General features: G+C 67.8%; 23 protein-coding genes. 15 read left to right on the top strand and 8 right to left on the bottom strand.

Going from position 1 to position 24,439, the window contains the following annotated elements; genetic code table 11:
- Positions 1-12: 12 nt before the first annotated feature.
- The 4 genes from queE to ACIGHN_RS06935 all read right to left on the bottom strand — a co-directional run bounded on the left by queE (position 13) and on the right by ACIGHN_RS06935 (position 3,528).
- Complete coding sequence (gene queE / locus ACIGHN_RS06950; RefSeq protein WP_056161652.1) at positions 13-648, bottom strand: 7-carboxy-7-deazaguanine synthase; 636 nt, start codon at positions 646-648, stop codon at positions 13-15.
- Positions 645-2,255 carry an L-aspartate oxidase gene (gene nadB / locus ACIGHN_RS06945; protein ID WP_396503795.1) on the bottom strand — a complete coding sequence of 537 codons (1,611 nt, stop codon included), beginning with the start codon at positions 2,253-2,255 and terminating at the stop codon, positions 645-647. The genes queE and nadB overlap by 4 nt, the downstream gene beginning before the upstream one ends.
- A gap of 137 nt (positions 2,256-2,392) precedes the next feature.
- Positions 2,393-3,235 (bottom strand): ScpA family protein, encoded by an 843-nt coding sequence (locus ACIGHN_RS06940; protein WP_056418102.1) that lies wholly within the window; start codon positions 3,233-3,235, stop codon positions 2,393-2,395.
- A gap of 86 nt (positions 3,236-3,321) precedes the next feature.
- Positions 3,322-3,528: a DUF3460 family protein gene (locus ACIGHN_RS06935; RefSeq protein WP_056418107.1), complete on the bottom strand. Its 207-nt coding sequence runs from the start codon at positions 3,526-3,528 to the stop codon at positions 3,322-3,324.
- Between the two features lie 92 nt (positions 3,529-3,620).
- On the opposite strand from ACIGHN_RS06935, the gene ACIGHN_RS06930 reads away from it, so the two are divergent.
- Entirely contained in the window at positions 3,621-4,133 is a 513-nt protein-coding gene (locus ACIGHN_RS06930) for a hypothetical protein (RefSeq protein ID WP_056418110.1), read from the top strand.
- A 112-nt stretch (positions 4,134-4,245) separates the two neighbouring features.
- On the top strand, positions 4,246-4,911 hold the full coding sequence (locus tag ACIGHN_RS06925) for a YitT family protein (RefSeq protein WP_056418113.1): 666 nt from the start codon (positions 4,246-4,248) through the stop codon (positions 4,909-4,911).
- A gap of 48 nt (positions 4,912-4,959) precedes the next feature.
- On the opposite strand, the gene ACIGHN_RS06920 is transcribed toward ACIGHN_RS06925, so the two are convergent.
- Together ACIGHN_RS06920 and metG are read right to left on the bottom strand one after the other, a co-directional pair.
- Positions 4,960-5,385, bottom strand: a complete 426-nt coding sequence (locus tag ACIGHN_RS06920; protein WP_396503794.1) for a hypothetical protein — start codon at positions 5,383-5,385, stop codon at positions 4,960-4,962.
- Positions 5,386-5,489: 104 nt separating this feature from the next.
- The gene (metG, locus tag ACIGHN_RS06915; protein ID WP_396503793.1) at positions 5,490-7,583 is read right to left on the bottom strand and encodes a methionine--tRNA ligase; all 2,094 of its coding nucleotides are present in this window, start codon (positions 7,581-7,583) and stop codon (positions 5,490-5,492) included.
- A gap of 121 nt (positions 7,584-7,704) precedes the next feature.
- Between metG and ACIGHN_RS06910 the strand changes: the two genes are divergently transcribed.
- Positions 7,705-8,874, top strand: coding sequence for an SMP-30/gluconolactonase/LRE family protein (locus tag ACIGHN_RS06910; RefSeq protein WP_396503792.1), 1,170 nt, complete (start codon positions 7,705-7,707; stop codon positions 8,872-8,874).
- A 133-nt stretch (positions 8,875-9,007) separates the two neighbouring features.
- Here the strand turns inward: ACIGHN_RS06910 and ACIGHN_RS06905 are convergent, their stop codons facing one another.
- Together ACIGHN_RS06905 and ACIGHN_RS06900 are read right to left on the bottom strand one after the other, a co-directional pair.
- On the bottom strand, positions 9,008-10,279 hold the full coding sequence (locus ACIGHN_RS06905; protein WP_396503791.1) for a patatin-like phospholipase family protein: 1,272 nt from the start codon (positions 10,277-10,279) through the stop codon (positions 9,008-9,010).
- Positions 10,280-10,426: 147 nt separating this feature from the next.
- A complete protein-coding gene (locus ACIGHN_RS06900; protein ID WP_056423086.1) occupies positions 10,427-10,993 on the bottom strand; it encodes a restriction endonuclease in 567 nt (188 codons plus the stop codon).
- Positions 10,994-11,130: 137 nt separating this feature from the next.
- Here ACIGHN_RS06900 and apbC point away from each other — a divergent pair, with 137 nt between their 5' ends.
- The 12 genes from apbC (at position 11,131) to ACIGHN_RS06840 (ending at position 24,433) form a co-directional block, all read left to right on the top strand.
- Entirely contained in the window at positions 11,131-12,222 is a 1,092-nt protein-coding gene (apbC, locus tag ACIGHN_RS06895; protein ID WP_396503790.1) for an iron-sulfur cluster carrier protein ApbC, read from the top strand.
- A gap of 86 nt (positions 12,223-12,308) precedes the next feature.
- Entirely contained in the window at positions 12,309-13,367 is a 1,059-nt protein-coding gene (locus tag ACIGHN_RS06890) for a YhcG family protein (protein ID WP_396503789.1), read from the top strand.
- Positions 13,368-13,443: 76 nt separating this feature from the next.
- A complete protein-coding gene (locus ACIGHN_RS06885; RefSeq protein ID WP_056423033.1) occupies positions 13,444-14,394 on the top strand; it encodes a LysR family transcriptional regulator in 951 nt (316 codons plus the stop codon).
- Positions 14,395-14,701: 307 nt separating this feature from the next.
- Positions 14,702-16,378, top strand: coding sequence for an OFA family MFS transporter (locus ACIGHN_RS06880; RefSeq protein WP_396503787.1), 1,677 nt, complete (start codon positions 14,702-14,704; stop codon positions 16,376-16,378).
- A gap of 142 nt (positions 16,379-16,520) precedes the next feature.
- Positions 16,521-18,857 carry an FdhF/YdeP family oxidoreductase gene (locus ACIGHN_RS06875; protein WP_396503786.1) on the top strand — a complete coding sequence of 779 codons (2,337 nt, stop codon included), beginning with the start codon at positions 16,521-16,523 and terminating at the stop codon, positions 18,855-18,857.
- A gap of 16 nt (positions 18,858-18,873) precedes the next feature.
- On the top strand, positions 18,874-19,170 hold the full coding sequence (locus tag ACIGHN_RS06870; RefSeq protein ID WP_396503785.1) for a hypothetical protein: 297 nt from the start codon (positions 18,874-18,876) through the stop codon (positions 19,168-19,170).
- Between the two features lie 11 nt (positions 19,171-19,181).
- Positions 19,182-20,111, top strand: a complete 930-nt coding sequence (fdhD, locus tag ACIGHN_RS06865; protein WP_396503918.1) for a formate dehydrogenase accessory sulfurtransferase FdhD — start codon at positions 19,182-19,184, stop codon at positions 20,109-20,111.
- A gap of 51 nt (positions 20,112-20,162) precedes the next feature.
- Positions 20,163-20,711: a DUF3305 domain-containing protein gene (locus tag ACIGHN_RS06860; RefSeq protein WP_396503784.1), complete on the top strand. Its 549-nt coding sequence runs from the start codon at positions 20,163-20,165 to the stop codon at positions 20,709-20,711.
- Positions 20,704-21,408 carry a DUF3306 domain-containing protein gene (locus tag ACIGHN_RS06855; RefSeq protein WP_396503783.1) on the top strand — a complete coding sequence of 235 codons (705 nt, stop codon included), beginning with the start codon at positions 20,704-20,706 and terminating at the stop codon, positions 21,406-21,408. Before ACIGHN_RS06860 ends, ACIGHN_RS06855 begins: the two co-directional genes overlap by 8 nt.
- On the top strand, positions 21,368-23,443 hold the full coding sequence (locus ACIGHN_RS06850) for a 4Fe-4S binding protein (protein ID WP_396503917.1): 2,076 nt from the start codon (positions 21,368-21,370) through the stop codon (positions 23,441-23,443). Before ACIGHN_RS06855 ends, ACIGHN_RS06850 begins: the two co-directional genes overlap by 41 nt.
- A 14-nt stretch (positions 23,444-23,457) precedes the next feature.
- Complete coding sequence (locus tag ACIGHN_RS06845) at positions 23,458-24,072, top strand: molecular chaperone (protein ID WP_396503782.1); 615 nt, start codon at positions 23,458-23,460, stop codon at positions 24,070-24,072.
- Positions 24,073-24,220: 148 nt separating this feature from the next.
- Positions 24,221-24,433, top strand: a complete 213-nt coding sequence (locus tag ACIGHN_RS06840; protein ID WP_396503781.1) for a formate dehydrogenase — start codon at positions 24,221-24,223, stop codon at positions 24,431-24,433.
- Positions 24,434-24,439: the final 6 nt, after the last annotated feature.

The raw sequence follows: 24,439 nt of genomic DNA, 5'->3' as shown, positions 1-24,439 counted from the left end.
GAGAAATTCGGTTCACCGGATGCCGGTGAGCTTGTGGGTCTGCAGGCTCAGGCGCCATGCGGGGTGGGCCATGCAGGCGTCGATGCAGGCGGCAGTGTTCTGGCGCTGCAGCAGGCCATCCATGGGCTGCAAGAAGCGATGGCTGAACTGGGTGTCACGCTCCAGCGCCTGCAGGTCGAACCCGGGCTGGGGCCACACGAGTTTCAGCTCCTGCCCGCTGCGCTGCACGAAGGGCGCGCCCGCCTTGGGGCTGATGCACAGCCAGTCGATGCCGTCCGGCGCCTTCACCGTGCCGTTGCTCTCCACGGCGATGCGGAACTGCTGCGCATGCAGCGCGTCGATGAGGGCGGCGTCCACCTGCAGCAGGGGCTCGCCGCCGGTCAGCACCACCAGGCGGTGGCCCGCGCCCGCAGGCCACTGCGCGGCGATGGTCTCGGCCAGCCGCTCGGCGGTGTCGAACTTGCCGCCCAGCGTGCCGTCGGTGCCCACGAAGTCGGTGTCGCAGAACTGGCAGACGGCCTGCGCGCGGTCCTGCTCGCGGCCCGTCCAGAGGTTGCAGCCCGCAAAGCGGCAGAACACGGCGGGCGTGCCCGCCTGGCCGCCTTCGCCCTGCAGGGTGTAGAAGATTTCCTTGACGCTGTAGGTCATGGCCGCAGGCTCGGTTTTTCTGCGGTGCGTTTGACCACGGGGGGAACGAGAATGGTGGGCGCAGCGGGAGCGGCCAGCTCGGGGTAGTCGCGGCTGAAGTGCAGGCCCCGGCTTTCGCGGCGCATCTGCGCGCTCTGCACGATGAGGTCGGCCACCTGCACCAGGTTGCGCAGCTCCAGCAGGTCGCGCGTGACGTGGAAGTTCGCGTAGAACTCGTTGATCTCGCCCTGCAGCGTGGCGATGCGGTGCGCGGCGCGCTCCAGGCGCTTGTTGGTGCGCACGATGCCCACGTAGTCCCACATGAAGCGGCGCAGCTCGTCCCAGTTGTGCGAGATGACCACGCACTCGTCGGCGTCGGTCACGCGGCTGTCGTCCCAGGCGGGCAGGGCGGGCAGGTCTGCCGCGGGCGCTGCGGCAATGGCCTGGGCAGCGGCGCGCGCGAACACCATGCATTCGAGCAGCGAGTTGCTGGCCAGCCGGTTGGCGCCGTGCAGGCCGGTGCAGGCCACCTCGCCCACCGCAAAGAGGCCCGGCAGGTCGGTGCGGCCCGCCAGGTCGGTCAGCACGCCGCCGCAGGTGAAGTGCGCGGTGGGCACCACGGGGATGGGCTCTTTGGTGATGTCGATGCCCAGCGCCGCGCAGTGCGCGAGGATGTTCGGAAAGTGCTCCTGCAAAAACGCCGGGCTCTGGTGCGAGATATCGAGGTGCACGCAGTCCAGGCCGTGTTTCTTCATCTCGAAGTCGATGGCGCGGGCCACCACGTCGCGCGGGGCCAGCTCGGCGCGCGGGTCGTGGTCGGGCATGAAGCGGGTGCCATCGGGGAGTTTGAGCTGGCCGCCCTCGCCGCGCACGGCCTCGCTGATGAGGAAGGATTTTTCGTGCGGGTGGTACAGCCCCGTGGGGTGGAACTGGATGAACTCCATGTTGGCCACGCGGCAGCCCGCGCGCCACGCGGCGGCAATGCCGTCGCCGGTGGCGGTGTCGGGGTTGGTGGTGTACAGGTACACCTTGCCCGCGCCGCCCGTGGCCAGGATGGTCTGCGGCGCGCGGAAGGTCACGACGGAGTCGGTGGCGTCGTCCAGCGCATACAGGCCCAGGCACCGGTGGCCGGGCAATCCCAGCTTGTGCGTGGTGATCAGGTCCACCAGCGTGTGGTGCTCGAACACGGTGATACCGGGCGTGGCGCGCACCACGTCCATCAGCGTGCGCTGCACGGCCGCGCCGGTGGCGTCGGTCACGTGGGCGATGCGCCGGGCGCTGTGGCCGCCTTCGCGGGTCAGGTGCAGCTGGTCGCCTTCGAGTGTGAAGGGCACGCCCAGCTCGCGCAGCCAGGCGATCGATGCGGGCGCGTTCTCCACCACGAAGCGCGTGGTGGCCAGGTCGCACAGGCCCGCGCCTGCGACCAGCGTGTCCTCGATGTGCGCCGCAAAGCTGTCGTCATCGGCCAGCACGGCGGCAATGCCGCCCTGCGCCCAGCCGCTGGAGCCATCCTGCAGCGCGCGCTTGGTGATCACCGCCACGCGGTGCGTGGGGGCGAGGTGCAGCGCGGCCGAAAGGCCGGCCAGGCCGCTGCCTACGATGAGAACGTCGAAGTCGTGGGATGCCATATGGGGTCCGTAGTTGCCGTTGGAACCGGCGCTGCTTCAGGCCAGTGCCACCGTGGAACTGGCTTCGCCAGGCCGCCGGTGGCGTCCCCCTCCCGCGCAGCGAGAAAGGGGGAAGCGGCGCAGCCGCTCAGGGGGTGTCATGCCGGTACATAAGCCAGGCGCACGTAAATGGGCGCGAAGGCTTCGGCCTGCGTGATCTCGATCAGCGTCTCCTTGGCCAGCTCCAGCAGCGCGATGAAGGTCACGACCAGCACGGTGCTGCCGTTCTCGGGCTCGAAGAGTTCTTCGAACTCGACGAACCGGCGGCCCTGCAGGGTCTTGAGCACCATGCTCATGTACTCGCGCACCGACAGCTCCTCGCGCGTGATCTTGTGGTGCTGCACGAGCTTGGCGCGCTTCAAGATGTCGCGCCACGCGTCCTGCAGCTCCACCACGTGCACGTCCGGAAAGCGCGGCTGCAGGCTTTGTTCGATGTAGACCTGCGCCTTCAGGAAGTCGCGGCCGTACTGCGGCAGCTGCCCCAGGCGGGCGGCGGCCATTTTCATCTGCTCGTACTCGAGCAGGCGGCGCACCAGCTCGGCGCGCGGGTCCTCAGGCTCCTCGCTGCCTTCCTGCTTCTTGGGCGGCAGCAGCATGCGCGACTTGATCTCGATCAGCATCGCCGCCATCAGCAGGTATTCGGCCGCCAGCTCCAGGTTGCGGCTGCGGATCTCGTCCACATACGCCAGGTACTGCTTGGTGACCCCCACCATGGGGATGTCGAGGATGTTGAAGTTCTGCTTTCTGATCAGGTACAGCAACAGGTCCAGCGGGCCTTCGAAGGCCTCGAGGAAGACCTCCAGCGCGTCGGGCGGGATGTACAGGTCGGTGGGCAGCGCGAACAGCGGCTCGCCGTACAGGCGCGCGAGCGCTACCTGGTCGACCACGTCGGGCATGCTGCCCACGCCGCCTGCGGCATCGGCTTCGCGCGATGGGGTCATGGATTGCTATTGAAAATATAGCTGCCAGCGCTTGTGCACAAAGCGGTGGAGGCTATCTGGAGGCCCGATGGGAGCGCCAATGCGGGTCAGTCCGCGTTGGTCTGGTACACGTAGGGCTTCTGGGCGACCTGGCCGTCACGGTATTCCACCCAGATCTTGCGGTCTACCTGCTTGTCCCACAGGAGGGCGCGGCCCGCCTGTTGCTGCTGGTCCAGCGCCGGATGGCTGGTCTTGAGCTGGTTGATGAACTGGGTAGCGTCGGACTGGTAGTCGGGGCGGCGGAAAATGGACATGGACTGTTAACCTCTTTCAGTGGGCGTGTTCTGCACTGCCGTGAGCACGCAGGAGTGCATCGCAAGCCTGCTGATTTTACCGGGACCGACTTATGCCTTTGATATATCGCGCGGCCACGCTGGCCATCGCCGCTTTTTCGCTGCTGGCGCTCACCGCCTGCGACCCCCAGCGCATCAGTGAACTGAAGGAGGGCGTGTCGACCGAAGCCGACGTGCGCGACCGCTTCGGCGCCCCCGACAACGTGTGGGACGAGCCCGGCGGCGCCCGCACCTTCGAGTACAACCGCCAGCCCGCGGGCCAGGTCAACTACATGATCACCCTGGGCCCCGATGGCCGCATGACGGCCCTGCGCCAGGTGCTCACGCCCGAGAACTTCGCCCGCGTGCAACCCGGCCAGCGCATGGACGAAGTCCGCCGCCTGCTGGGCAAGCCCGCCAAGGTCACGCCCTACGCGCTGAAAAACGAAACCCACGTCGATTGGCGCTACCTGGAGGGCTCCAACCAGGCCAAGGTGTTCACGGTGGTGCACGGGCCCGACCACGTCGTGCTGCGCACGCAGACGGGCCCCGACCTGGACGCCCCCGAGTTCAAGGGCGGCAAGTAAGTGAGCGGCGCGGCTGTCATGGCGGGGCCACGGCTGGCATGGATGATGCTGGCTGGGTGCTGTCGCTGCCAATGCTGCCGCTGCGACCACAGCCCACCCCTTTGAAGCCCCCATGAACGACGCTCCCCCGCCACCCCACACCGCGCCCGAGGCCGCAGCGCGCGCCGTGCCGCAGCCGCTGCCCTCCCTGCGCCACGGCGCCTTCGAAGACGCCCAGGCCCTGTTCGCCGGCACGCTGTTCGTGGCCATGGCGCTCATGCTGTTCAACCAGGCGGGGCTGCTGGTGGGCGGCACGGCGGGGGCGGCGTTCTTGCTGCACTACGTCACCGGCATCTCGTTCGGCAAGCTGTTCTTCGCGGTCAACCTGCCGTTCTACTGGTTTGCCTGGACCCGCATGGGGCGCGAGTTCACCCTCAAGACCTTTGTCTGCGTGGCCCTGCTGTCGCTGCTGACCGAACTGTTCCCGCATGTGATGCGCGTGGACTACCTGAACCCCCTGTTCGCATCGCTGCTGGGCGGGCTGCTGCTGGGCACGGGCTGCCTGTTCCTCGCACGCCACCGCTCCAGCCTGGGCGGCGCCACCGTGGTGTCGCTGTACCTGCAAAGCCGCTACGGCATGCGCGCCGGCAAGGTGCAGATGATGATCGACGGGACGGTGGTGCTGCTGGCGCTGTTTGTGGTGCCCGCAGACCGGGTGGCGTACTCGGTGCTGGCAGTGCTCGTGATGAGCGGGTTCTTGTGGATCAGCCACCGGCCGGGGCGGTACGCGGGGAGTTGATCGCGGCCGTGTTCGGCGACGCCACGGCGCTTGCCGCAGGCCTTGGCGCTAGTGGGTCTTGGTCATCGGGCACGACAGTACTTGCCTGTCGGGCAGCGGGGAGTTGCTCCAGTCCGGCAGCTCTTTTTTCTGGAACCCTTCCAAGGACTGGTAGCCCGTCACATTCCAGCCGTAGTCGCTGGTACGCGCCGCTTCTATCACCGGGTAGCGGCATTGGCTGCTGCGTTTCTTCAGCCGAAAAACGATTCGTTCCATGGAGCCATGGGCGCTTCTTTCCAGAACTTCGTAATGCGCGGGCAAGCAGGTGCTGAAACTTGAACGCCATTCGAGGGTTTTCGTCCGCACACGCAGCTCCCCTGAGCATGCTCGGCCCGTGCCTTCGAAGTCTCCGGTAAAGGCCTTCTCAGACGCTCCTGTTGAGTCAGAAAAAATTCCGAGGACTGCGGAGAAACCGAAAACAACGAGGGTGCGCATGGAGCGGCTTCGGCTCTGCATCTTGGTGCTGCGGTCAGCCGCCGAGCGCAAGCGCGGGGCGGCGTCGCATCAGATCCGATCGGAGGTCATCGAGCGAATACGGCTCACCGCACCCGCATGCCCGGCGCAGCACCCGGCCAGGGGTTGAGCACGTAGATACCCGGATTCGCCTTCTCATCCCCATGGCTGGCAGCCAGCACCATGCCTTCGGAGATGCCGAACTTCATCTTGCGCGGTGCCAGGTTGGCCACCATCACCGTGTGCTTGCCTACCAGGTCTTCAGGCTTGTAGGCGCTGGCGATGCCGCTGAAGACGTTGCGGGTCTTGCCTTCGCCCACGTCCAGCGTCAGGCGCAGCAGCTTGGTGGAGCCCTCCACCGGCTCGCAGTTCACGATCAGCGCGATGCGCAGGTCGATCTTGGTGAAGTCGTCGATGCCGATGGTGGGGGCCAGTTCCTCGCCGCCGGGGGCTGCTATGGTTTCGCTAGCGGCTGGCGCTGGTGTGGCGGGCGCTGGGGGCTCGAACAGGGCTTCCAGCTGCTCGGGCACCACGCGTTGCATCAGGTGCTGGTACTGGCCGATGGTGTGGCCGGCGCCCAGCAGCTGCCCGGCGTCGGCAAACTGCAGCGGCTGCACGTTCAGGAAGGCCTCCACCTGGGCGGCCACGGCGGGCAGCATGGGTTTGAGGTAAATGGTGAGCAGGCGGAAGGCTTCGATGCAGGTGGTGCACACGTCCTGCAGGCGTGCGTCCATGCCGTCCTGCTTGGCCAGCTCCCAGGGCTTGTTGGCGTCCACGTAGCTGTTCACCCGGTCGCACAGCAGCATGATGTCGCGTGCGGCACGGGCGCTGTCGCGGTTTTCGTACGCGGCCACGATGCCGGCCCGGGCGTCGCGCAGCTGCGCCAGCAGGGCTTGTCCGTCGTCGCTCACGGGGCCCAGCTGGCCGCCAAAGCGCTTGAAGATGAAGCCGGCCGCGCGGCTGGCGATGTTCACGTACTTGCCGATCAGGTCGGAGTTGACGCGGGCCATGAAGTCTTCGGGGTTGAAGTCGATGTCTTCGTTCTTGCCGTTGAGCTTGGCGCCCAGGTAGTAGCGCAGCCACTCGGGGTTCATCTTGAGTGCCAGGTACTTGAGCGGGTCCAGGCCCGTGCCGCGGCTCTTGCTCATCTTCTCGCCGTCGTTCACGGTCATGAAGCCGTGCACGCAGATTCTGGTGGGCGTCTTGCGGCCGCTGAACTTCAGCATGGCCGGCCAGAACAGCGTGTGGAAGGTGATGATGTCCTTGCCGATGAAGTGGTACTGCTCGACGGCCGGGTCGGCCATGTAGGCGTCGAAGTCCTCGCCGCGCCGCTCCAGCAGCTCCTTCAGGGAGGCCAGGTAGCCCACGGGCGCGTCCAGCCACACGTAGAAGTACTTGCCCGGCGCATCCGGGATCTCGATGCCGAAGTACGGCGCATCGCGCGAGATGTCCCAGTCGTCCAGGCCCTCGCTGGTGCTGCCGTCGGGGTTGGTGCGCACGCCGAACCATTCCTTGATCTTGGCGGCCACCTCGGGCTGCACATGCACGCCGTCCTGCGTCCAGGTGGTCAGGAACTCCACCGCGCGCGGGTCGGACAGCTTGAAGAAGAAATGCTCCGACGTCTTGAGCACCGGCTTGGCGCCCGACAGGGCCGAGAAGGGGTTGATCAGGTCGGTGGGCGCATAAACGGAACTGCACACCTCGCAGTTGTCGCCGTACTGGTCCTTGGCGTGGCAGCGCGGGCATTCGCCCTTGATGAAGCGGTCCGGCAGGAACATGTTCTTCTCGGGGTCGAAGAACTGCTCGATGGTGCGGGTCTCGATGAACCCGGCCTTCTTGAGGTCCAGGTAGATCTGCTTCGATAGCGTATGGTTGGCGGGGCTGTCGGTGTTGCTCCAGTTGTCGAAGGCGATGTGAAAGCCGTCGAGGTACTGCTTGCGGCCGGCGGCGATGTCGGCCACGAACTGCTGGGGCGTCTTGCCGGCCTTTTCGGCCGCGATCATGATGGGCGCGCCGTGGGCGTCGTCCGCGCCCACGAAGTTGACCGCGTTGCCCTGCATCCGCTGCGCACGCACCCAGGTGTCGGCCTGGATGTATTCCATGATGTGGCCGATGTGGAAGTTGCCGTTGGCATACGGCAGGGCGGTGGTAACGAAGAGTTTGCGTGCGGATGACGTCATGAAAAGCGGCTTTCTCAGGCGGAACCGGTGATTTTAGGCGCTCGCAGCCCCTTCGCTCCGCGGCGGGGCCGGCCCGGCGCTGGATCACAATGCGCGGCATCGACAACCACAGGACAAATCGATGGCGAAGAGGACCTTGGCAAAGACTCTGGGGTGGGGTGTGGGCGGCATCTTGCTGGCGGGTGCGGCCTACCTGGCGTGGTGGCCCGTGCCCATCCGGCCGGTGGCGTGGACGGCCCCGGCCGCGCCGGGCTACCAGGGCGTGCACGCGCCCAACCAGCGCCTGGCAGGGCTGCGGATGATCGACCTGAAAGGCGAAGTCGGCCCCGAGCACATCGCGCTGGGCAAGGACGGCAAGCTCTACACCACGGTATTGAGCGGCAACATCCTGCGCATGAACCCCGACGGATCGGGCCAGGAGGTGTTTGCCAACACCGGCGGGCGGGTGCTGGGTTTTGACTTCGACGCAGCGGGAAACCTGATTGCGGCCGACGCGGTCAAGGGGCTGTTGTCGATCGCGCCCGACGGCAAGGTCACCGTGCTGGCCGACAAGGTCGGCAACGACCCCATCCGCTACGCCGACGGCGTGGTGGTGGCCCGAAGCGGCAAGATGTACCTGAGCGACGCCTCTACCCGCTTTGCGCCCAAGGACTGGGGCGGCACCTTCGAGGCCAGCGTGCTCGACATTCTGGAGCAGGCCAGCACCGGCCGCGTGCTCGAATACGACCCCGCCACCCGCGCCACGCGCGTGGTGGCGCGCGGCATCAGCTTTGCCAACGGCGTGGCGCTCAGCCAGGACGGGCAAAGCCTGTTCGTCAACGAGACCGGCAAGTACCGGGTGTGGAAGATCGCGGTGGACGCGAACGACCTGGACATCAGCGAGGCCGATGCCAAGGTGAAGGCCCCCGCCGGCAGCCAGCCGGCGCCCCAGGCCCGCGTGCTGCTGGACAACCTGCCCGGCTACCCCGACAACCTCATGCGCGGCATGGACGGCCGCATCTGGCTGGGCTTTGCCAAGCCGCGCGGCGCCGCCATCGACAACATGGCCGGCAAGCCCTGGCTGCGCAGCCTGACGCTGCGACTGCCGCGCGCGCTGTGGCCCATCCCCAAGCCCTACGGCCACGTGATCGCGTTCACCGACGACGGCAAGGTGGTGGCAGACCTGCAGGACCCGACGGGCGCCTACCCCGAGACCACGGCCATCACCGAGACGGCCGACCGGCTGTATGTGCAGAGCCTGCATGCGCATGGCCTGGGCTGGTTGCCCAAGGATGTGCTGCAGCAGAAGTAGACGGTAGGCGCAACCCATGCGGGCTCGCGTTCGATCATTCAATGCCCCCTACCGTTCGAGCTGCCGAAGCCCTGCGCGGCGCTTCGACAGGCTCAGCGTGAACGGTTGGATATTTCTTGAAGGCGACTCGGTGTCAGGCGTGGTGCTTGGTCTGCACTTCGGCGCCGGTGTCCGTCCAGCCGAAGAACCGGCACACCTCGGCGCGCATGGCCAGCGTGTCGGCGCGGCCCAGGGCCATCAGCTCCTGCGTGTAGCCGGACTCGAACAGCAGGTAACTGGCCAGCGCCGCGCCGCGCACATCCGCCATGTTGGACGTGACACCCAGCGCCGCCAGCATGGTGCGCACCGGGCCGGGCAGCTCGCCCACATGGCGCGCGGCCACGGCGTCCAGCCGCTGCGACGGCGCGATGACCAAGAGCTCGATGGGGCGCAGCGCGCTTTTGTTGCGCACGTCTTCGGGGATGAGCGACAGCGTCTGGTTCACGCGCTGCACGCGCTCCACGTCCACCGCCAGGGCATCGAGAAAGATGTTGGACAGCGCATGCCCCGCGATCTGCGCAAGCGACGGGTAGTTGGCCGTGGGGTTGGCGGCGGTGTCGCCCTTGGGCTCGTGCATGCGGCCCGCGCCGATCACGAGGATGCGCTCGGCCCCCAGGTGGATGGCCGGTGCGATGGGGGCCGACTGTCGCATGGAGCCGTCGCCGAAGAACTCGGTGTGGTCGCCGATGGTGATGCCCTTGGCCGGAAAGATGAACGGAATGGCCGAGGACGCGAGCAGGTGCTCGTGCGTGATGCGGTCGCGGGCCGCCTTGCGCTGCGAGCGCACCCAGGGCTGCACCGGCGCATTGGATTCGAAGAAGGTCACGTGCTCGCCCGAGCTGTAGCTCGATGCCGTCACCGCCAGCGCCGTGAGGTGGCCCTTGCGGATGAGCCGCGGCAGGCGCACCAGCGGCACCATCTTGACCAGCAGTTTTTCCAGCGGCGAGTTGTCCAGCAGCGACCGGGGCCGCATGCGCCGCCAGCGCGCCAGGGCCCAGCCCATGGACAGCAGTGTGAGCCAGCGCGCCCCGCTGCGCATCACCGACAGCGAGTCGGCCCCGTACACCTGGCTGGCGTGGAACTGCCTCCACACCCGCGCAATGCGGCGCACCGCTCGGTCGAAGTGGTCCGCGCCGCAGGCCAGCGCGGCGGCATTGATGGCACCGGCCGAGGTGCCGGTGATGATCGGAAACGGGTTGGGCTCCTCGCCTGCGCCGCAGGCGTTGCGGATGTCGGCAATGGCTTCGAGCACGCCCACCTGGTAGGCCGCGCGGGCGCCGCCGCCGGTCAGCAGCAGGCCCGTGGGGCGGGTGGGGGGCGTGGACGCGGTGGAGGCGGGCGCAGTGTGGGGGCGGGTCGATGGCATCGGCTGTAGGGCGGGGTGTGCCCCGAGTGTGGGGTGCGCCACGGCCGGCCTCATCTGGGAAAACCCGCATGGCGGGCGGCGGGCGGCGTGCCTGGCGGTGGCGGCATCACCGAGATGCCGCGGGCCGGGCCGCAGCGGCAGGCCGGGTCAGCGCTGGCTCAGCAGCAGCACCGCCACGGCATCGCCCTGCAGCACGGCAATGCCGTGGTCGCGCGCAAACAGGCGTGCGTTGTCGCTCAACTGCCCGTGCGTGGCCACGTAGATGCCGCCCGACGACCCCCGGGCCTGAATCGCGGCGTGCAGCTCGCGCAGCGGCTCCACGCCGTGGGTGGCGGCCTTCCAGCGGCGGGCGCTGACCAGCGTCGTGCGCCCGTCCTGGGTCAGGCACAGGTCGGCCGCGCTGGTGGCGGGCAGGCGCTCGACCGCGTAGCCCGCGCGCGTCCAGGCGGCGGCCAGCGTGTCGGCAAAGCTGCGCCAGGGCATGCTGGCCACGGCGTCCAGCATCTCGGCCACCCGGGCGGGGTTGGGGGCGCGCAACTGCTTCCAGGCCGCGATGCAGCCCACCACCAGGATGGGAAAGCCAGCCAGCGCACCGACCACGAAGTATTCCTTGGGCAGCAGCGCGCCCGCCGCCATCACGATCAGGCCGACCACCAGGAAGCTGACCCACCAGGGTGAGCGCAGCAGCATGGCAAACAGGGACTTTTCGGCCATCTTGAATTTCACGGGGAAACCTTCTCTTCTTCTCGGTGGGTTCGGATGCGCCAGGGACGCGATAGGCGCGCATTGTCCTTCAGTCGAAGGGGCACCGTCCTTCGGAATAGACTAGCGGACCCACAGGAGTTAATTGAATGGCAGTCACCGAACAGGGCCTCTTGGCCGCTCTTTCCAGCGTTCTGGACCCCCACACGGGCAAGGATTTCGTCAGCTCCCGCGCCGTGCGCAACGTGCAGATCACCGGTGGCGACATCGCGTTCGACGTGGAACTGGGCTACCCCGCCAAGAGCCTGGTGCCCGAGCTGCGCCGCAGCCTGGTGGCCGCTGCCAAGGGCGTGGCGGGCGTCGAGAACGTCTCGGTCAACATCACCACCAAGGTCATCGCCCATGCGGTGCAGCGCGGCGTGCAACTGCTGCCCCAGGTCAAGAACATCATCGCCGTGGCGTCGGGCAAGGGCGGCGTGGGCAAGAGCACCACGGCCGCCAACCTGGCCCTGGCCCTGGCCGCCGAGGGCGCCAGCGTGGGCGTGCTGGACGCCGACATCTACGGCCCCAGCCAGCCCATGATGCTGGGCATCAACCGCCGCCCCGAAAGCGACGACGGCAAGACCATGGAGCCGCTGGAGAACTACGGCGTGCAGGTCATGTCCATCGGCTTCCTGGTGGACCAGGACGAAGCCATGATCTGGCGCGGCCCCATGGCCACGCAGGCGCTGGAGCAGCTCTTGCGCCAGACCAACTGGAAGGATCTGGACTACCTCATCATCGACATGCCGCCGGGCACCGGCGACATCCAGCTCACGCTGTCCCAGCGCGTGCCCATGACCGGCGCGGTGATCGTCACCACCCCGCAGGACATCGCCCTGCTGGACGCCAAGAAGGGCATCAAGATGTTCGAGAAGGTGGGCGTGCCCATCCTGGGCATCGTCGAGAACATGGCCGCCCACGTGTGCAGCAACTGCGGCCATGTGGAGCACATCTTCGGCGCCGACGGCGGCAAGAAGATGGCGGCCGACTACCACATGGACTACCTGGGTGCGCTGCCCCTGGACATGAGCATCCGCCTGCAGGCCGACAGCGGCAAGCCCACGGTGGTGGCCGACCCCGATGGCGAGATCGCCCAGATCTACAAGAAGGTGGCGCGCGACGTGGCGGTGAAGATCGCGCAGCAGGCCAAGGACTTCTCGAACAAGTTTCCGACGATTTCGATCAGCAAGAACACCTGAGGTCGGGTTTGCTATTGAATGGATAGCTGTTGGCGCTTGATGGACAAGCGGTAGCGCACCAAAAAGCTGCGCAGAGGACTAACCCCATGAGCGAAGAGCCCGTCGGCCTGATCGACCCGCCCGCAGGCTACGCCGATTGGCTGGCCGAGTTGAAGGGGCGCATCCACGGCTCCCAGCAGCGCGCCACGCTCGCTGTGAACCGTGAGTTGGTCCTGCTGTACTGGCAGATCGGCCGGGACATCCTGCAGCGCCAGGCGGCGCAGGGTTGGGGCTCGAAGGTGATCGATCGGCTGGCACAGGACTTGCGCGCAGCCTTTCCTGAGATGAAGGGCTTTTCTCGGGCTAACCTCATGTACATGCGCGCGTTTGCGCAGGCGTGGCCTGATGCGGCAATTGTCCAACAGGCTGTTGGACAATTGCCTTGGGGCCACAACCTGGTGCTTCTGTCGCAGTTGAAAGATCCCGCGCAACGGCTGGCCTATGCACAAAGTGCCATTGCGCATGGATGGTCGCGCAATATGCTGAACATCCATATCGAAACACGTCGCCTGGAACGCAGCGGCCAGGCGGTGACGAATTTTGAGGGCTGCTTGCCCAAGCCGCAGTCGGACTTGGCCCGAGAATCTCTGAAAGACCCCTACCGTTTTGACTTCCTGGGCTTGTCCGACGAGGCTCAAGAGCGCGAAATCGAAGGTGCCCTGGTCAAGCATGTGACTGAATTCCTGCTGGAACTCGGCGCAGGGTTTGCCTTCGTGGGCAGGCAGGTGCTGCTGGATGTGGGTGGCGACGAGTTTTTCATCGACCTGTTGTTCTATCACCTCAAACTGCGCTGCTATGTGGTGATCGAATTGAAGGCGGGCAAATTCAAACCCGAGCATCTCGGCCAATTGGGCTTCTACCTCACGGCAGTGGACCGCCAGGTCAAGGGCGAGTACGACAACCCCACGATTGGACTGCTGCTGTGCAAAACCAAGAACAAGGTGGTGGCTGAGTACGCTCTCGGAGACAAGTCGCAACCGATGGGCATTGCCGAGTACAAGTTGCTGGAATCCCTGCCCGCAGAATTGCAGACCAGCCTTCCCAGCATCGAGCAGATCGAGCGTGAACTGGCGGACAGCCCTATGCCCGATGCCGGAGATACTTGATTGTTCCTGAAATGTGAGCTTCTAGCGCTTTCTACATAAGCGCTACAGCCAAAAAAATGCCTGCAAACCACCGCCCATGAACCTGCTCGCCTCCCTGCGCTACCTGGTTGCCCTGCACGAGCACCGGCACTTCGGCCGGGCGGCGCAGGCCTGCCACATCACGCAACCGGCGCTGTCGAACGCGCTGCGCTCGCTGGAGGAGGAGTTCGGGGTCGTCATCGTGCAGCGCGCGCGCACCTATGTGGGCCTGACCCACGAGGGCGAGGCCGTGCTGGCCACGGCGCAGCGCATGCTGCGCGACAACGAGGTGCTGCGCCAGGAACTGCGCAGCACGGAGGCCGAGCCTCAGGGCCGCCTGCGCATGGCGTCCACGCCCACGGCGGTGCCCATCCTCTCGCGCTTTGCGGCCATGCTGCAGGCGCGGCACCCGGGCATACTGCCCGTGGTGCTGTCGATGAGTTCGCAGGAGCTCGAACAGCGGCTCGAAGACCTGTCGCTGGACCTGGCCGTGGGCTACAGCGAGCGCATGCAGGCCAAGCGCGTGAACCTGCGCTCGTGGCCGCAGTGCAACGAACACTACTACCTGCTGCGCCGTGCCCGCACGCCCGGCCCGGACCGCCTGTGCATCGGCGCGCCCATGCGCTGGAAGGACGCGGCGCGGCTTCCGCTGTGCCTGCTCACCCCCGACATGCACAACCGCTTCATCATCGACGAGGCGTTCCGCGAGGCGGGCGAGCCCGTGCCGCCGGCCATCGAGACCAACTCGGTGCTGACCCTGGTGCTGTCCGTGCTGTCGGGCGAGGTCTGCAGCGTGCTGCCGGGCGCCATGGTGGCCGCCGCGCGCAGCGAACGCGGCCTGGAGGCCCTGCCCCTGGTCGCGCCCGATGTGCGCACGCCCATCGGCTTCATGACCCAGCGCGGGCCCCGCGTTTCCCGGGCCCTCGAAGCCGCGCTCGAGCTGCTGGACCAGCCTGCCTGGCGGGACCATGTGGCGCTGCACTGCGGAGAGCTGAGGGACTCCCCCTGAGTCGCCTTCGGCGCCTTCGCCCAAGGGGGGACGCACCCCGTGGCCTGGCAAAGCCAGTTCCACGGGTGCACTGGCTTGGCACCGCGCCAGTTTCGTCGGCTTTAGCGTGACTGACTTTGGCTGATTGCAAGCCATCTGCAATCAATTTCCATTCGCGTCATTCAATTGTTGAATCGCAGCATGTGCCGATTCAATTTGACGCCATGGCGCTCCTGTCCGGACACTCCGCCCCGCGCAATTGACTTGCGTCAAGAAAAACTGGTGCACGCCCTGCAGCGCCTGCACGACATCACAGGAGAGAGAACCTATGAACGCATCCACAGCGGGCTCGGCCGCCTTGCCCGGGGCCCACGCGTCTCCCGGCTTCCTGGACAAGGAGCGCATCATCGCCGCGCCCGGCTTCAACCGGTGGCTGGTGCCGCCGGCAGCGCTTGCAATCCACCTGTGCATCGGCATGGCCTATGGCTTCTCGGTGTTCTGGCTGCCGCTGTCCAAGGCCCTCTCCACGGCCGGCACGGGCGCGGCCTGCGCCAAGGACATGAGCTTCTTCGCCGAGCTGTTCGCATCGGGCTGCGACTGGCGCGTGGCCACGCTGGGGTGGATGTACACCCTGTTCTTCGTCTTCCTGGGCTGCTCTGCCGCCATCTGGGGCGGATGGCTGGAACGTGCCGGCCCGCGCAAGGCCGGCGTGGTCTCGGCCGTGTGCTGGTGCGGCGGCATGCTGCTGTCGGCGCTGGGCATTCACCTGCACCAGTTCTGGCTCATGATCCTGGGCTCGGGCGTGATCGGGGGTATCGGGCTGGGGCTTGGCTACATCTCCCCCGTGTCCACCCTGATCAAGTGGTTCCCTGACCGGCGCGGCATGGCCACCGGCATGGCCATCATGGGCTTTGGCGGCGGCGCGATGATCGGCTCGCCCCTGGCCGTGGACCTGATGAAGCACTTCTCGAGCCCCACCGACGTGGGCGTGATGCAGACCTTTGTGGTCATGGCGCTGGTGTACTTCGTGTTCATGATGGCCGGTGCCGTGGGCTACCGCGTGCCGCCCACGGGCTGGAAGCCCGCCGGCTGGACCCCGCCACCCCCCTCGGCCAACGCCATGATCACCCAGCGCCACGTGCACGTGAAGCGCGTCTGGGGCATCCCGCAGTTCTGGCTCATCTGGGTCGTGCTGTGCATGAACGTGAGCGCCGGCATCGGCGTGATCGGCATGGCCTCGCCCATGCTGCAGGAAGTCTTCGGCGGCGGCCTGATCGGTGTGCAGCAGAAGTTCGGCGAACTCGACAAGGCCCAGCTGGCCGCCATTGCGGCCGTGGCCGGCGGCTTCACCGCCTTGCTGTCGCTGTTCAACATTGGCGGCCGCTTCTTCTGGGCCAGCCTGTCCGACAAGTTCGGCCGCAAGATGACCTACGTGATCTTCTTCGTGCTCGGCGGCCTGATGTACGCGAGCATCCCCAGCTCTGCAGGCGCGGGCAGCAAGCTCCTGTTCGTGGGTGCCTTCTGCGTGATCCTGTCGATGTACGGCGGCGGCTTCGCCACGGTGCCGGCCTACCTGGCCGACCTGTTCGGCACGCAGTTCGTGGGCGCCATCCACGGCCGCCTGCTGACGGCCTGGGCCACGGCCGGCATCCTCGGCCCCGTGGTGGTCAACTACATGCGCGAATACCAACTGGGCCTGGGCCTGCCGCGCGAACAGGTGTACAACCAGACCATGTACATCCTGGTGGGCATGCTGGTGATCGGCCTCATCGCCAACCTGATGGTGCGTCCGCTGGCCGACAAGTGGTTCATGAGCGACGAGGAACTGGCGCACGAGAAGAAGCTGGCCCACGAAAAGAGCGTGGCGGCCGAAGTGGGCGGCGGCCCCGGCAGCGGCGGTGCGACCAGCCCCGCGCTGGTGGCCTTCGCGTGGCTGGCAGTGGGTGTGCCGCTCGTCTGGGGCATCTACAAGACGCTGGTGAGCGCCGCCAAGTTCTTCCAGTGACGAAGGCGCAGGCCGCCGGCATGGCGCCTTCGCCGATGCACGGGGCCGCAGCCGCCCTGTGCGCGCCCCTTGCGGGGCAGGGGCCGGGAACGCCGCGGGCGTGGCACAGTCCAAGCCGTGGCGCACCGTCCAGGAGACCATGATGAAGCAAGAAAAAATCGAGTTCTACAAAGGCCCCGCCGGCGGCTGGGGCGCGCTCAACAGCGTCAAGAACGCGCTGCTGCGCCAGGACATTCCGTTGAAGGGCGCCAAGACGCTGCTCTCGGCCAACCAGCCCGACGGCTTCGACTGCCCGGGCTGCGCCTGGCCCGACCGCAACCATGCGTCCACCTTCGAGTTCTGCGAGAACGGCGTCAAGGCCGTCGCGGCCGAGGCCACCGCCCGCCGCGCCGGACCCGGCCTGTTCGCCCAGTACACCGTGGCCGAGCTGGCCGAGCAGAGCGATTTCTGGCTCGAAGACCAGGGCCGGCTCACGCAGCCCATGGCCTACCACGCGCCCAGCGACCAGTACCGTCCGATCTCCTGGGACGATGCCTTCGCGCTGATCGCGCGCCACCTGAACGCGCTGCCCGACCCCAACCAGGCCATCTTCTATACCTCGGGCCGGGCCAGCAACGAAGCGGCCTTCCTGTACCAGCTGTTCGTGCGCCAGTTCGGCACCAACAACTTTCCCGACTGCTCGAACATGTGCCACGAGCCCAGCGGCAGCGGCATGCGCCCGCAGATCGGCGTGGGCAAGGGCACGGTGACCCTGCACGACTTCGAGTGCGCCGACGCGATCTTCATCTTCGGCCAGAACCCCGGCACCAACCACCCGCGCATGCTCGGCGAGCTGCGCGAGGCGCACAAGCGCGGCGCGCGCATCGTGAGCTTCAACCCTTTGCGCGAGCGCGGGCTGGAGCGCTTTGCCGACCCGCAGGACAAGCTGGAGATGGCCACGATGGGCTCCACGCCCATCAGCACCCACTACTTCCAGCTGCGCGTGGGCGGCGACCTGCCGGCGGTCAAGGGCATGATGAAGCATGTGCTGGAGCAGGAGGACGCGCGCGGCGGCGTGCTCGACCACGCCTTCATCGCCGAGCACACCACCGGCTTTGCGGCCATGGCGGACGACCTGCGCACCGAATCCTGGGCGCTGCTGGAGCAGGAGTCGGGCCTGACCGAGGCGCAGATGCGCTCCGCGGCCGACATCTACATCGGCGCCAAGAGCGTGATCGCCTGCTGGGGCATGGGCATCACCCAGCACAAGTACGCGGTGGCCACCATCCAGGCCATCGTCAGCCTGCTCATGATGCGCGGCAACATCGGCCGCGAGGGCGCGGGCCCGTGCCCGGTGCGCGGCCACAGCAACGTGCAGGGCGACCGCACCATGGGCATCTGGGAAAAGCCCCCGGCCGCCTTGCTCGACAAGCTGCGCGACGTGTTCGGCTTTGAGCCGCCACGCGAAAACGGCGTGGACACGGTGGAGGCCATCCGCCACATGCTGGACGGCAAGGGCAAGGTGTTCTTCGCCCTGGGCGGCAACTTCGCATCCGCCACGCCGGACACCTACGAGACCTGGAAGGCCCTGCAGCGCTGCGACCTCACGGTGCACGTGACCACCAAGCTCAACCGCAGCCACATCGTGCATGGCAAGGAGGCGCTGATCCTGCCATGCCTGGGCCGCACCGAGATCGACATGCAGGCCACCGGCCCGCAGGGCGTGACGGTGGAAGACTCGATGAGCATGGTGCACATCTCGGTGGGCATCAACCCGCCCGCGTCCGAGCACCTGCTGTCAGAGCCCGCCATCGTCGCGCGGCTTGCCGCCGCCACGCTGGGCGCGCGCAGCAACGTGCCCTGGCTGTGGCTGGTGGAAGACTACGCACGCATCCGCGACCAGATCGAGAAGGTGTTCCCCGACTTCAAGGACTTCAACCAGCGCGTGGCCGTGCCCGGCGGGTTCCGCCTGCGCAACACGGCCAGCGAGCGCGTGTGGGCCACGGCATCGGGCAAGGCCAGCTTCCATGCCCATGCCGTGCCGCGCGATACGCCCACGCACATCGCGCGCGAACGCTACAAGGATGCGGTGGTCTTCACGCTGCTGACCACGCGCTCGCACGACCAGTACAACACCACCATCTACGGCATGGACGACCGCTACCGCGGCGTCTACGGCCAGCGCCGCGTGGTGTTCATCAACGACAAGGACATCCGCGCGCTGGGCATGCAGGACGGCGACTGGGTCGACATCCAGACCGTGTGGAGCGACGGCCAGGAGCGCCGGGCCGACCGCTTCAAGTTGGTGGCCTACGACATCCCGCGCGGCAACCTCGCGGCCTACTACCCCGAGACCAACCCCCTGGTCCCGCTGTCCGCAGTGGCGGACGCGGCGGGCACGCCCACCTCCAAGTCCATCCCCGTGCTGCTGGTGCCGCACAAGCCCGCCGGTGGTGCCGTGGCGGTGGACGATGCCGGTGCGCAGGCCGTTGCCCCATGAGCGCGCCGGCCCTGCCATGACGGCCGCACACGATACCCTGGCAGCCTCCATCCTGCGGGCGCTGCAGGAGGATTCGCACGGCGGTGCCGACGCACCCTCGGGCATGTCGCTGCCCCGCCTGGGCAAGCGCCTGGGCCAGGGCGCGAGCGTGCTGCTGCGCGAGCTGAGCCTCATGAGCGATGCGCCCGTGGGCGGGCAGCGCGGCCCCGGGTGGGTGCGTGTGGACCGGGTCGGCGAGCGCTGGGTGGCCTTCCTGACCGACGAGGGCCGGGCCGTGGCCCGTGAGCTGGTGGCGGCTGGAGATGCGCCATGAACGGACAGGCGATGCAGGGGCTTGCGGTGCACGGCGACAACAACGAAGAGGACGCCGACGAGGAGGCCCTGGCCCGGGGCCTGCATGCCCTGGCCTCGCGCCCGGTGCGGGTGTATGGCGAGGCGGGTGCGCCAGGCGAAGGCACGCTGCGCCTGGACACGCTGGCCGAGGAGATTCCGGTGGCGCTGGTGTTCAACGGCGTATCGCACGCGGTCATGATGGCCACGCCCGAGCAGCTCGACGACTTCGCACTGGGCTTTGCGCTCAGCGAAGGCATCCTCGACCACGCGCACGACGGCCGCAGCACCGCGCTGCGCCTGGCCGACCAGAGCGCCGCGCACCTGCCGGCGGGCGTGCCAGGGGTCGAGGTGCACATGGAGATATCTGCGCGCAGTTTCGAGCGCCTCAAGCAGCGGCGCCGCAGCATGGCAGGGCGCACGGGCTGCGGCGTCTGCGGCGTGGAAAGCTTTGCCGCCCTGGACCTGGAGCCCGCGCGGCTGCCCGCCCGCGACTGGGTGGAGCGCGTGGATCTGCACACGGTGCTCACGGCCTTTGCCGGGTTGAAGGCGCAGCAGCCGCACAACGCGCATTCGGGCTCGCTGCATGCCGCCGGCTGGGCCACGCTGGACGGGCAGCTGGCCCGTGTCTGCGAAGACGTGGGCCGGCACAACGCGCTGGACAAGCTCATCGGCTGGATGGCGCGCAGCGGGCGGCTTGCGGAGCCGGGCTTCGTGGTGCTCAGCAGCCGGGGCAGCCACGAACTGGTGCGCAAGTGCGCGCGCGTGGGACTGGCGGCGCTGGCCACCATCTCGGCCCCCACCGCGACCGGCGTGCAGGTGGCCGAGCTGGCCGGGCTGCGCCTGTGGGGGCTGTGCCGCGCGCCGCGCGCGGTGCTGTATGCACCGGGAGCGCAGGCCGCGCACGCCTCCCCCGGGGGCTGAAACGCAGGGGCATTGCTCGCCGTGTCTGCGGGCTGGCAGTACAGTCGGGCCATGTCTTTGCGCCCCACCCTCGAAGTCGCCGTCGTCATGCGCCGTGAGCGCCTGGACAACCGCTGGCAGCCCTGGCGCTGGACGCTGGACGACGTGGTGCCCGGCGAAGCGGCCTTTGGCGATGTGCCGCGCCTGCTGCGCGAGGATGCCGACGAGACCCGCTGGCTGTTCCCGGGCTTTGCCGTCGAACTTTTCAAGGACGACGGCGAGGGCTACCACCTGAACCTTACCAGCCCGGCACCGTGCTGGTTCGTGCTGTGGCGCATGGACGAAAGCGGCGCCGAGGAAGGCCGGTTGGCACGCCCGGTGGCGGTGAGCCTGAGCTACCACGACGCCGGCCGCTGGCTCGATGCGCAGGAGGCGGTCGAGCAGGTGCCCGCACCGCCCGCCGTGCTGCAGGCGCTGCAGGCCTTCGTGGACGAGCACTACGTGCCCGAGCCCAAGCGCCGACGCAGGCCCGACAGCTTCCAGCCGCTGACCGACCGCTTCGGCAACCCTGCCTCCGTGTCCACCGACAAGCGCCGGGGCGGTGGGGGTCACGGTGGCTGACGGCTTCCTCACGCGCTGGTCGCGCCGCAAGCAGGATGTGGCGGCGGGCAAGCCCGTGGAGGAGCCCGCACCGCAAGCGCCGCCGCCGGCTGCGGCGCAGGCCGAGCCTGGCGCGAAGGCACCGGCTGGCGTACCCCAGGCACCGACCGAACCTGCGACCCCGCAGCAGCCCCCCGCGCCCACGCTGGCCGATGCGCAGGCGCTCACGCCCGAGTCCGACTTCAAGCCCTTCGTGCAGCGCGCGGTCTCGCCCGAGGTGCGCAACCTGGCGATGAAGAAGCTGTTTGCCGACCCGCACTTCAACGTGATGGACGGCCTCGACATCTACGTCGGCGACTACACCCAGCCCGACCCTTTGCCCGAGGGCATGTTGCGCCAGATGGCCAGCGCCCATGCCATGGGCTTCTTCGACCATGAAACACAGGCCGCGGACGGGGAGGGCGCGGCGGCAAAGCCCCCGGCGCACACTCAGCCTCGGGATGATGCGGAGCAGGAAATGCCGTCAGACGTGGCACAGTCGGGGGTATGCACCGCTGTTCCTAGCGAGTCCACCAGCGAGCCCGGCGCGCCCGCGCTGTCCCCCACCGGGGCAGCCGACGCGCCAGCCAGCCAACCCGACCATGACCACGACGCTCATCTGCGACTGCAACCAGACGATGCCCCTCGACGCGAAAGCGTTGGGCGCGGCACTGCATGACGACCAGGGCCTGACCCTCCACTCCACGCTGTGCCGGCGCGAAGCCGGGGCATTCCAGCAGGCCGTCAAGACCGGCCAGGACGTGGTGGTGGCCTGCACGCAAGAGCAGCGCCTGTTCGCCGAGCTGGGCCAGCAGACCGAGGGCGCCATCTCCCCCATCCGCTTCGTCAACATCCGCGAGACCGGCGGCTGGAGCCGCGATGCGGACCGCGCCACCCCCAAGATCGCGGCGCTGCTGGCCGCCGCGCAGTTGCCTGAGCCCGCACCGGTGCCCACGGTCACCTTCAAGAGCACCGGTCGGCTGTTGATCATCGGCGCGCTCGATGTGGCCGAACGCGCTGCGGCCATGGTGTCCGACGTGATGGATGTCACGGTGTTCACCCAGGGCCCGGGCACCGCAGGTGGCGCGCAGGCACGTCGCTTTCCGGTGCTGGGCGGGCGCATCACGGGTCTCACGGGCTGGCTGGGCGCGTTCGATCTGCAATGGGCGGCCGACAACCCCATCGACCTGGACCTGTGCACCCGCTGCAATGCCTGCGTGGCCGCGTGCCCCGAAGATGCCATCGGCCTCGACTACCAAGTCGACCTGACCGCCTGCCAGTCGCACCGCGCCTGCGTGAAGGTCTGCCAGGTGGCGGGCGCCATCGACTTCAGCCGCGAGGCGGCCCCGCACACCGAGCGCTTCGACATGGTGCTCGACCTGCGCGCCGCTACGGCCGCGCCCACCTTTGTGCAGCACGCGCCGCCGCAGGGGTACTTTCGCTGGGACGGCCGCGACATCGCCACGCTGCTGCGCCTGCGCGAGCTCGTGGGCGAGTTTGAAAAGCCCAAGTTCTTTGCCTACAAACAAAAGCTGTGCGCCCACAGCCGCAATGAAACCGTGGGCTGCAATGCCTGCGTGGACATCTGCTCGGCCGAGGCCATTGCCAGCGACAAGAGCCGCCAGCAAATCAAGGTGAACCCGCATCTGTGCGTGGGCTGCGGTGCCTGCACCACGGTGTGCCCCACGGGGGCGCTGACCTATGCCTACCCCAGCGCCACGGACCAGGGCCTGAAGCTCAAGACGCTGCTGTCCACCTATGCCGCAGCCGGTGGCAAGGACGCCGTGCTGCTGCTGCACAGCCAGGAGCGCGGGCAGGCGCTGGTGGAGGAATTGGGCCGCGCGGCGCAACTCAAGGTGGCGCACGGCGTGCCGGCGCGGGTGATTCCCGTGGCGGTGTGGCACACGGCCAGCCTGGGCTTGGAACTGTGGCTGAGCGCCGTGGCTTACGGCGCATCGCAGGTGGCGGTGCTGGTGACCGATGAAGAGGCCCCGCAGTACCTGGAAGGCCTGCAGGCGCAGATGGACGTGGCGCAGGCCATCCTGCGCGGGCTGGGCTACACGGGCAGCCACCTGCAGTTGGTGCGTGCCACGCACCCCACGGCGCTCGATGCCGCGCTGCAGGCGCTGGGGCAGACCCGCCAGGCCACGCCCGCCGTGCCCGCACGGTTTGCGGTAGCGCAGGAAAAGCGCAGCACGCTGGAGATGGCGCTGGACCATCTCATCGAATACGCGCCAGCCCCGGCCGCGGTGCGGCCCGACGCCATTGCGCTGCCGGCCGCGGGCTCGCCGCTGGGCAGCATCAACGTGAACAAAGACCGCTGCACGCTGTGCCTGAGCTGCGTGAGCGCGTGCCCCGCCAGCGCCCTGCAGGACAACCCGCAGATGCCGCAACTGCGCTTCATCGAGAAGAACTGCGTGCAGTGCGGCCTGTGCGCCACCACCTGCCCCGAAGATGCGATCACGCTGCAGCCGCGCCTGCTGCTCACGCCCGAGCGTGCGCAACTGCGCGTGCTCAACGAAGCCAAGCCCTGGGCCTGTGTGCGCTGCAGCAAACCGTTTGGCACGGTCAAGGCCATCGAGGCCATGCTGGGCAAGCTCTCGGGCCACCCCATGTTCCAGGGCGAGGCGCTGGAGCGCCTGAAGATGTGCAGCGACTGCCGCGTGATCGACCTGTATTCCTCCCAAAGCGAAGCGAAAGTGACGGACCTGTGAGTGCCCAACCTTCAATGACCCCTGCCGGCAGTTCGGCGCTGGACGAGGAAACCGCGCGCGCCGAGCTGTATGGCCTGCTGTCGCAGCTGTACTACGCGGCGCCCGGCCCGGAGCTGCTGTCCGCCCTGCGCGTGGCGGTGACCGAGGCACCGGCCGCGGGTGGTTTTTTGCAAGAGCCCTGGCAGCAGCTGGTGGGCGCAGCGCGTGCGCTGGACGATGCGGCCGTGGCGCTGGAGTTCGACCGCCTGTTCGGCGGCGTGGGCAAGCCCGAGGTCTACCTGTACGCATCGCACTACGTGAGCGGCTTCTTGAACGAGAAGCCCCTGGCCCGCCTGCGCACCGACCTGACCCGCCTGGGCCTGGCGCGTGACGAGGCGGCCATGCCCGAGACCGAAGACCACATCGCCTACCTGTGCGAGGTCATGCGCTACCTGATTGCCGGCGACGACGTCGCGGTGTGCAACCTGGCGTCGCAGCGCGACTTTTTTGCCACGCACCTGCAGCCCTGGGTGGGTGCGCTGTGCGATGCGCTGGCGGCGCATCCGCAAGCACGGTTCTATGCTGCAACAGCACATTTCACCCGCGCCTTCGTCAGCGTGGAGGCGCAGGGCTTCGACATGCTCGATTGAACTGGCGCCGCCGCTGACACCATCTGCGAGGGGCGATATAAAAGATGAGTAAGTTGGTGGGTGGTATTCGCCTCAATTGCAGTGTTGCACTCAGTGACATAGACTGTATGAACAGCATTTCATAGCTGCAGCCATTCTGGAGACAAGCATGCAGAACAGCCAAACCCCACCTTCGCGCCGCAGCTTCTTTGCCGGCGCCGCCACCGTCGGCGCCGCAGCGGCTGCCGTGGTGGCCCTTCCGCAGCTGGCGACGTCTCCCGAAGCGGCCGTGTCCGAGCCCCCCCGCGTGGCGCCGGAGAAGGGCGGCGGTTACCGCCTGTCCGCCCATGTGAAGCAGTACTACAAGACCACCCAACTCTGACCGGGG

Origin of the sequence: Acidovorax sp. NPDC077693, from assembly GCF_044542805.1 — a bacterium.
Lineage (GTDB): Bacteria > Pseudomonadota > Gammaproteobacteria > Burkholderiales > Burkholderiaceae_C > Acidovorax.
The sequence above is the reverse complement of the archived record's forward strand: the minus strand, read 5'-3'. Positions and strand labels throughout refer to the sequence as shown.

What these genes read in the sequence shown, in the direction of transcription:
- ACIGHN_RS06920 (WP_396503794.1), bottom strand. Translation starts at nt 5,385, where the DNA reads ATGCGCACCCTCGTTGTTTTCGGTTTCTCCGCAGTCCTCGGAATTTTT.
- ACIGHN_RS06925 (WP_056418113.1), top strand. Translation starts at nt 4,246, where the DNA reads ATGAACGACGCTCCCCCGCCACCCCACACCGCGCCCGAGGCCGCAGCG.
- ACIGHN_RS06860 (WP_396503784.1), top strand. Translation starts at nt 20,163, where the DNA reads ATGTCTTTGCGCCCCACCCTCGAAGTCGCCGTCGTCATGCGCCGTGAG.
- ACIGHN_RS06890 (WP_396503789.1), top strand. Translation starts at nt 12,309, where the DNA reads ATGAGCGAAGAGCCCGTCGGCCTGATCGACCCGCCCGCAGGCTACGCC.
- queE (WP_056161652.1), bottom strand. Translation starts at nt 648, where the DNA reads ATGACCTACAGCGTCAAGGAAATCTTCTACACCCTGCAGGGCGAAGGC.
- ACIGHN_RS06885 (WP_056423033.1), top strand. Translation starts at nt 13,444, where the DNA reads ATGAACCTGCTCGCCTCCCTGCGCTACCTGGTTGCCCTGCACGAGCAC.
- ACIGHN_RS06870 (WP_396503785.1), top strand. Translation starts at nt 18,874, where the DNA reads ATGACGGCCGCACACGATACCCTGGCAGCCTCCATCCTGCGGGCGCTG.
- ACIGHN_RS06940 (WP_056418102.1), bottom strand. Translation starts at nt 3,235, where the DNA reads ATGACCCCATCGCGCGAAGCCGATGCCGCAGGCGGCGTGGGCAGCATG.
- nadB (WP_396503795.1), bottom strand. Translation starts at nt 2,255, where the DNA reads ATGGCATCCCACGACTTCGACGTTCTCATCGTAGGCAGCGGCCTGGCC.
- ACIGHN_RS06845 (WP_396503782.1), top strand. Translation starts at nt 23,458, where the DNA reads ATGACCCCTGCCGGCAGTTCGGCGCTGGACGAGGAAACCGCGCGCGCC.
- ACIGHN_RS06880 (WP_396503787.1), top strand. Translation starts at nt 14,702, where the DNA reads ATGAACGCATCCACAGCGGGCTCGGCCGCCTTGCCCGGGGCCCACGCG.
- metG (WP_396503793.1), bottom strand. Translation starts at nt 7,583, where the DNA reads ATGACGTCATCCGCACGCAAACTCTTCGTTACCACCGCCCTGCCGTAT.
- ACIGHN_RS06935 (WP_056418107.1), bottom strand. Translation starts at nt 3,528, where the DNA reads ATGTCCATTTTCCGCCGCCCCGACTACCAGTCCGACGCTACCCAGTTC.
- ACIGHN_RS06910 (WP_396503792.1), top strand. Translation starts at nt 7,705, where the DNA reads ATGGCGAAGAGGACCTTGGCAAAGACTCTGGGGTGGGGTGTGGGCGGC.
- ACIGHN_RS06900 (WP_056423086.1), bottom strand. Translation starts at nt 10,993, where the DNA reads ATGGCCGAAAAGTCCCTGTTTGCCATGCTGCTGCGCTCACCCTGGTGG.
- ACIGHN_RS06840 (WP_396503781.1), top strand. Translation starts at nt 24,221, where the DNA reads ATGCAGAACAGCCAAACCCCACCTTCGCGCCGCAGCTTCTTTGCCGGC.
- ACIGHN_RS06905 (WP_396503791.1), bottom strand. Translation starts at nt 10,279, where the DNA reads ATGCCATCGACCCGCCCCCACACTGCGCCCGCCTCCACCGCGTCCACG.
- fdhD (WP_396503918.1), top strand. Translation starts at nt 19,182, where the DNA reads ATGCAGGGGCTTGCGGTGCACGGCGACAACAACGAAGAGGACGCCGAC.
- apbC (WP_396503790.1), top strand. Translation starts at nt 11,131, where the DNA reads ATGGCAGTCACCGAACAGGGCCTCTTGGCCGCTCTTTCCAGCGTTCTG.
- ACIGHN_RS06875 (WP_396503786.1), top strand. Translation starts at nt 16,521, where the DNA reads ATGAAGCAAGAAAAAATCGAGTTCTACAAAGGCCCCGCCGGCGGCTGG.
- ACIGHN_RS06850 (WP_396503917.1), top strand. Translation starts at nt 21,368, where the DNA reads ATGCCCCTCGACGCGAAAGCGTTGGGCGCGGCACTGCATGACGACCAG.
- ACIGHN_RS06930 (WP_056418110.1), top strand. Translation starts at nt 3,621, where the DNA reads ATGCCTTTGATATATCGCGCGGCCACGCTGGCCATCGCCGCTTTTTCG.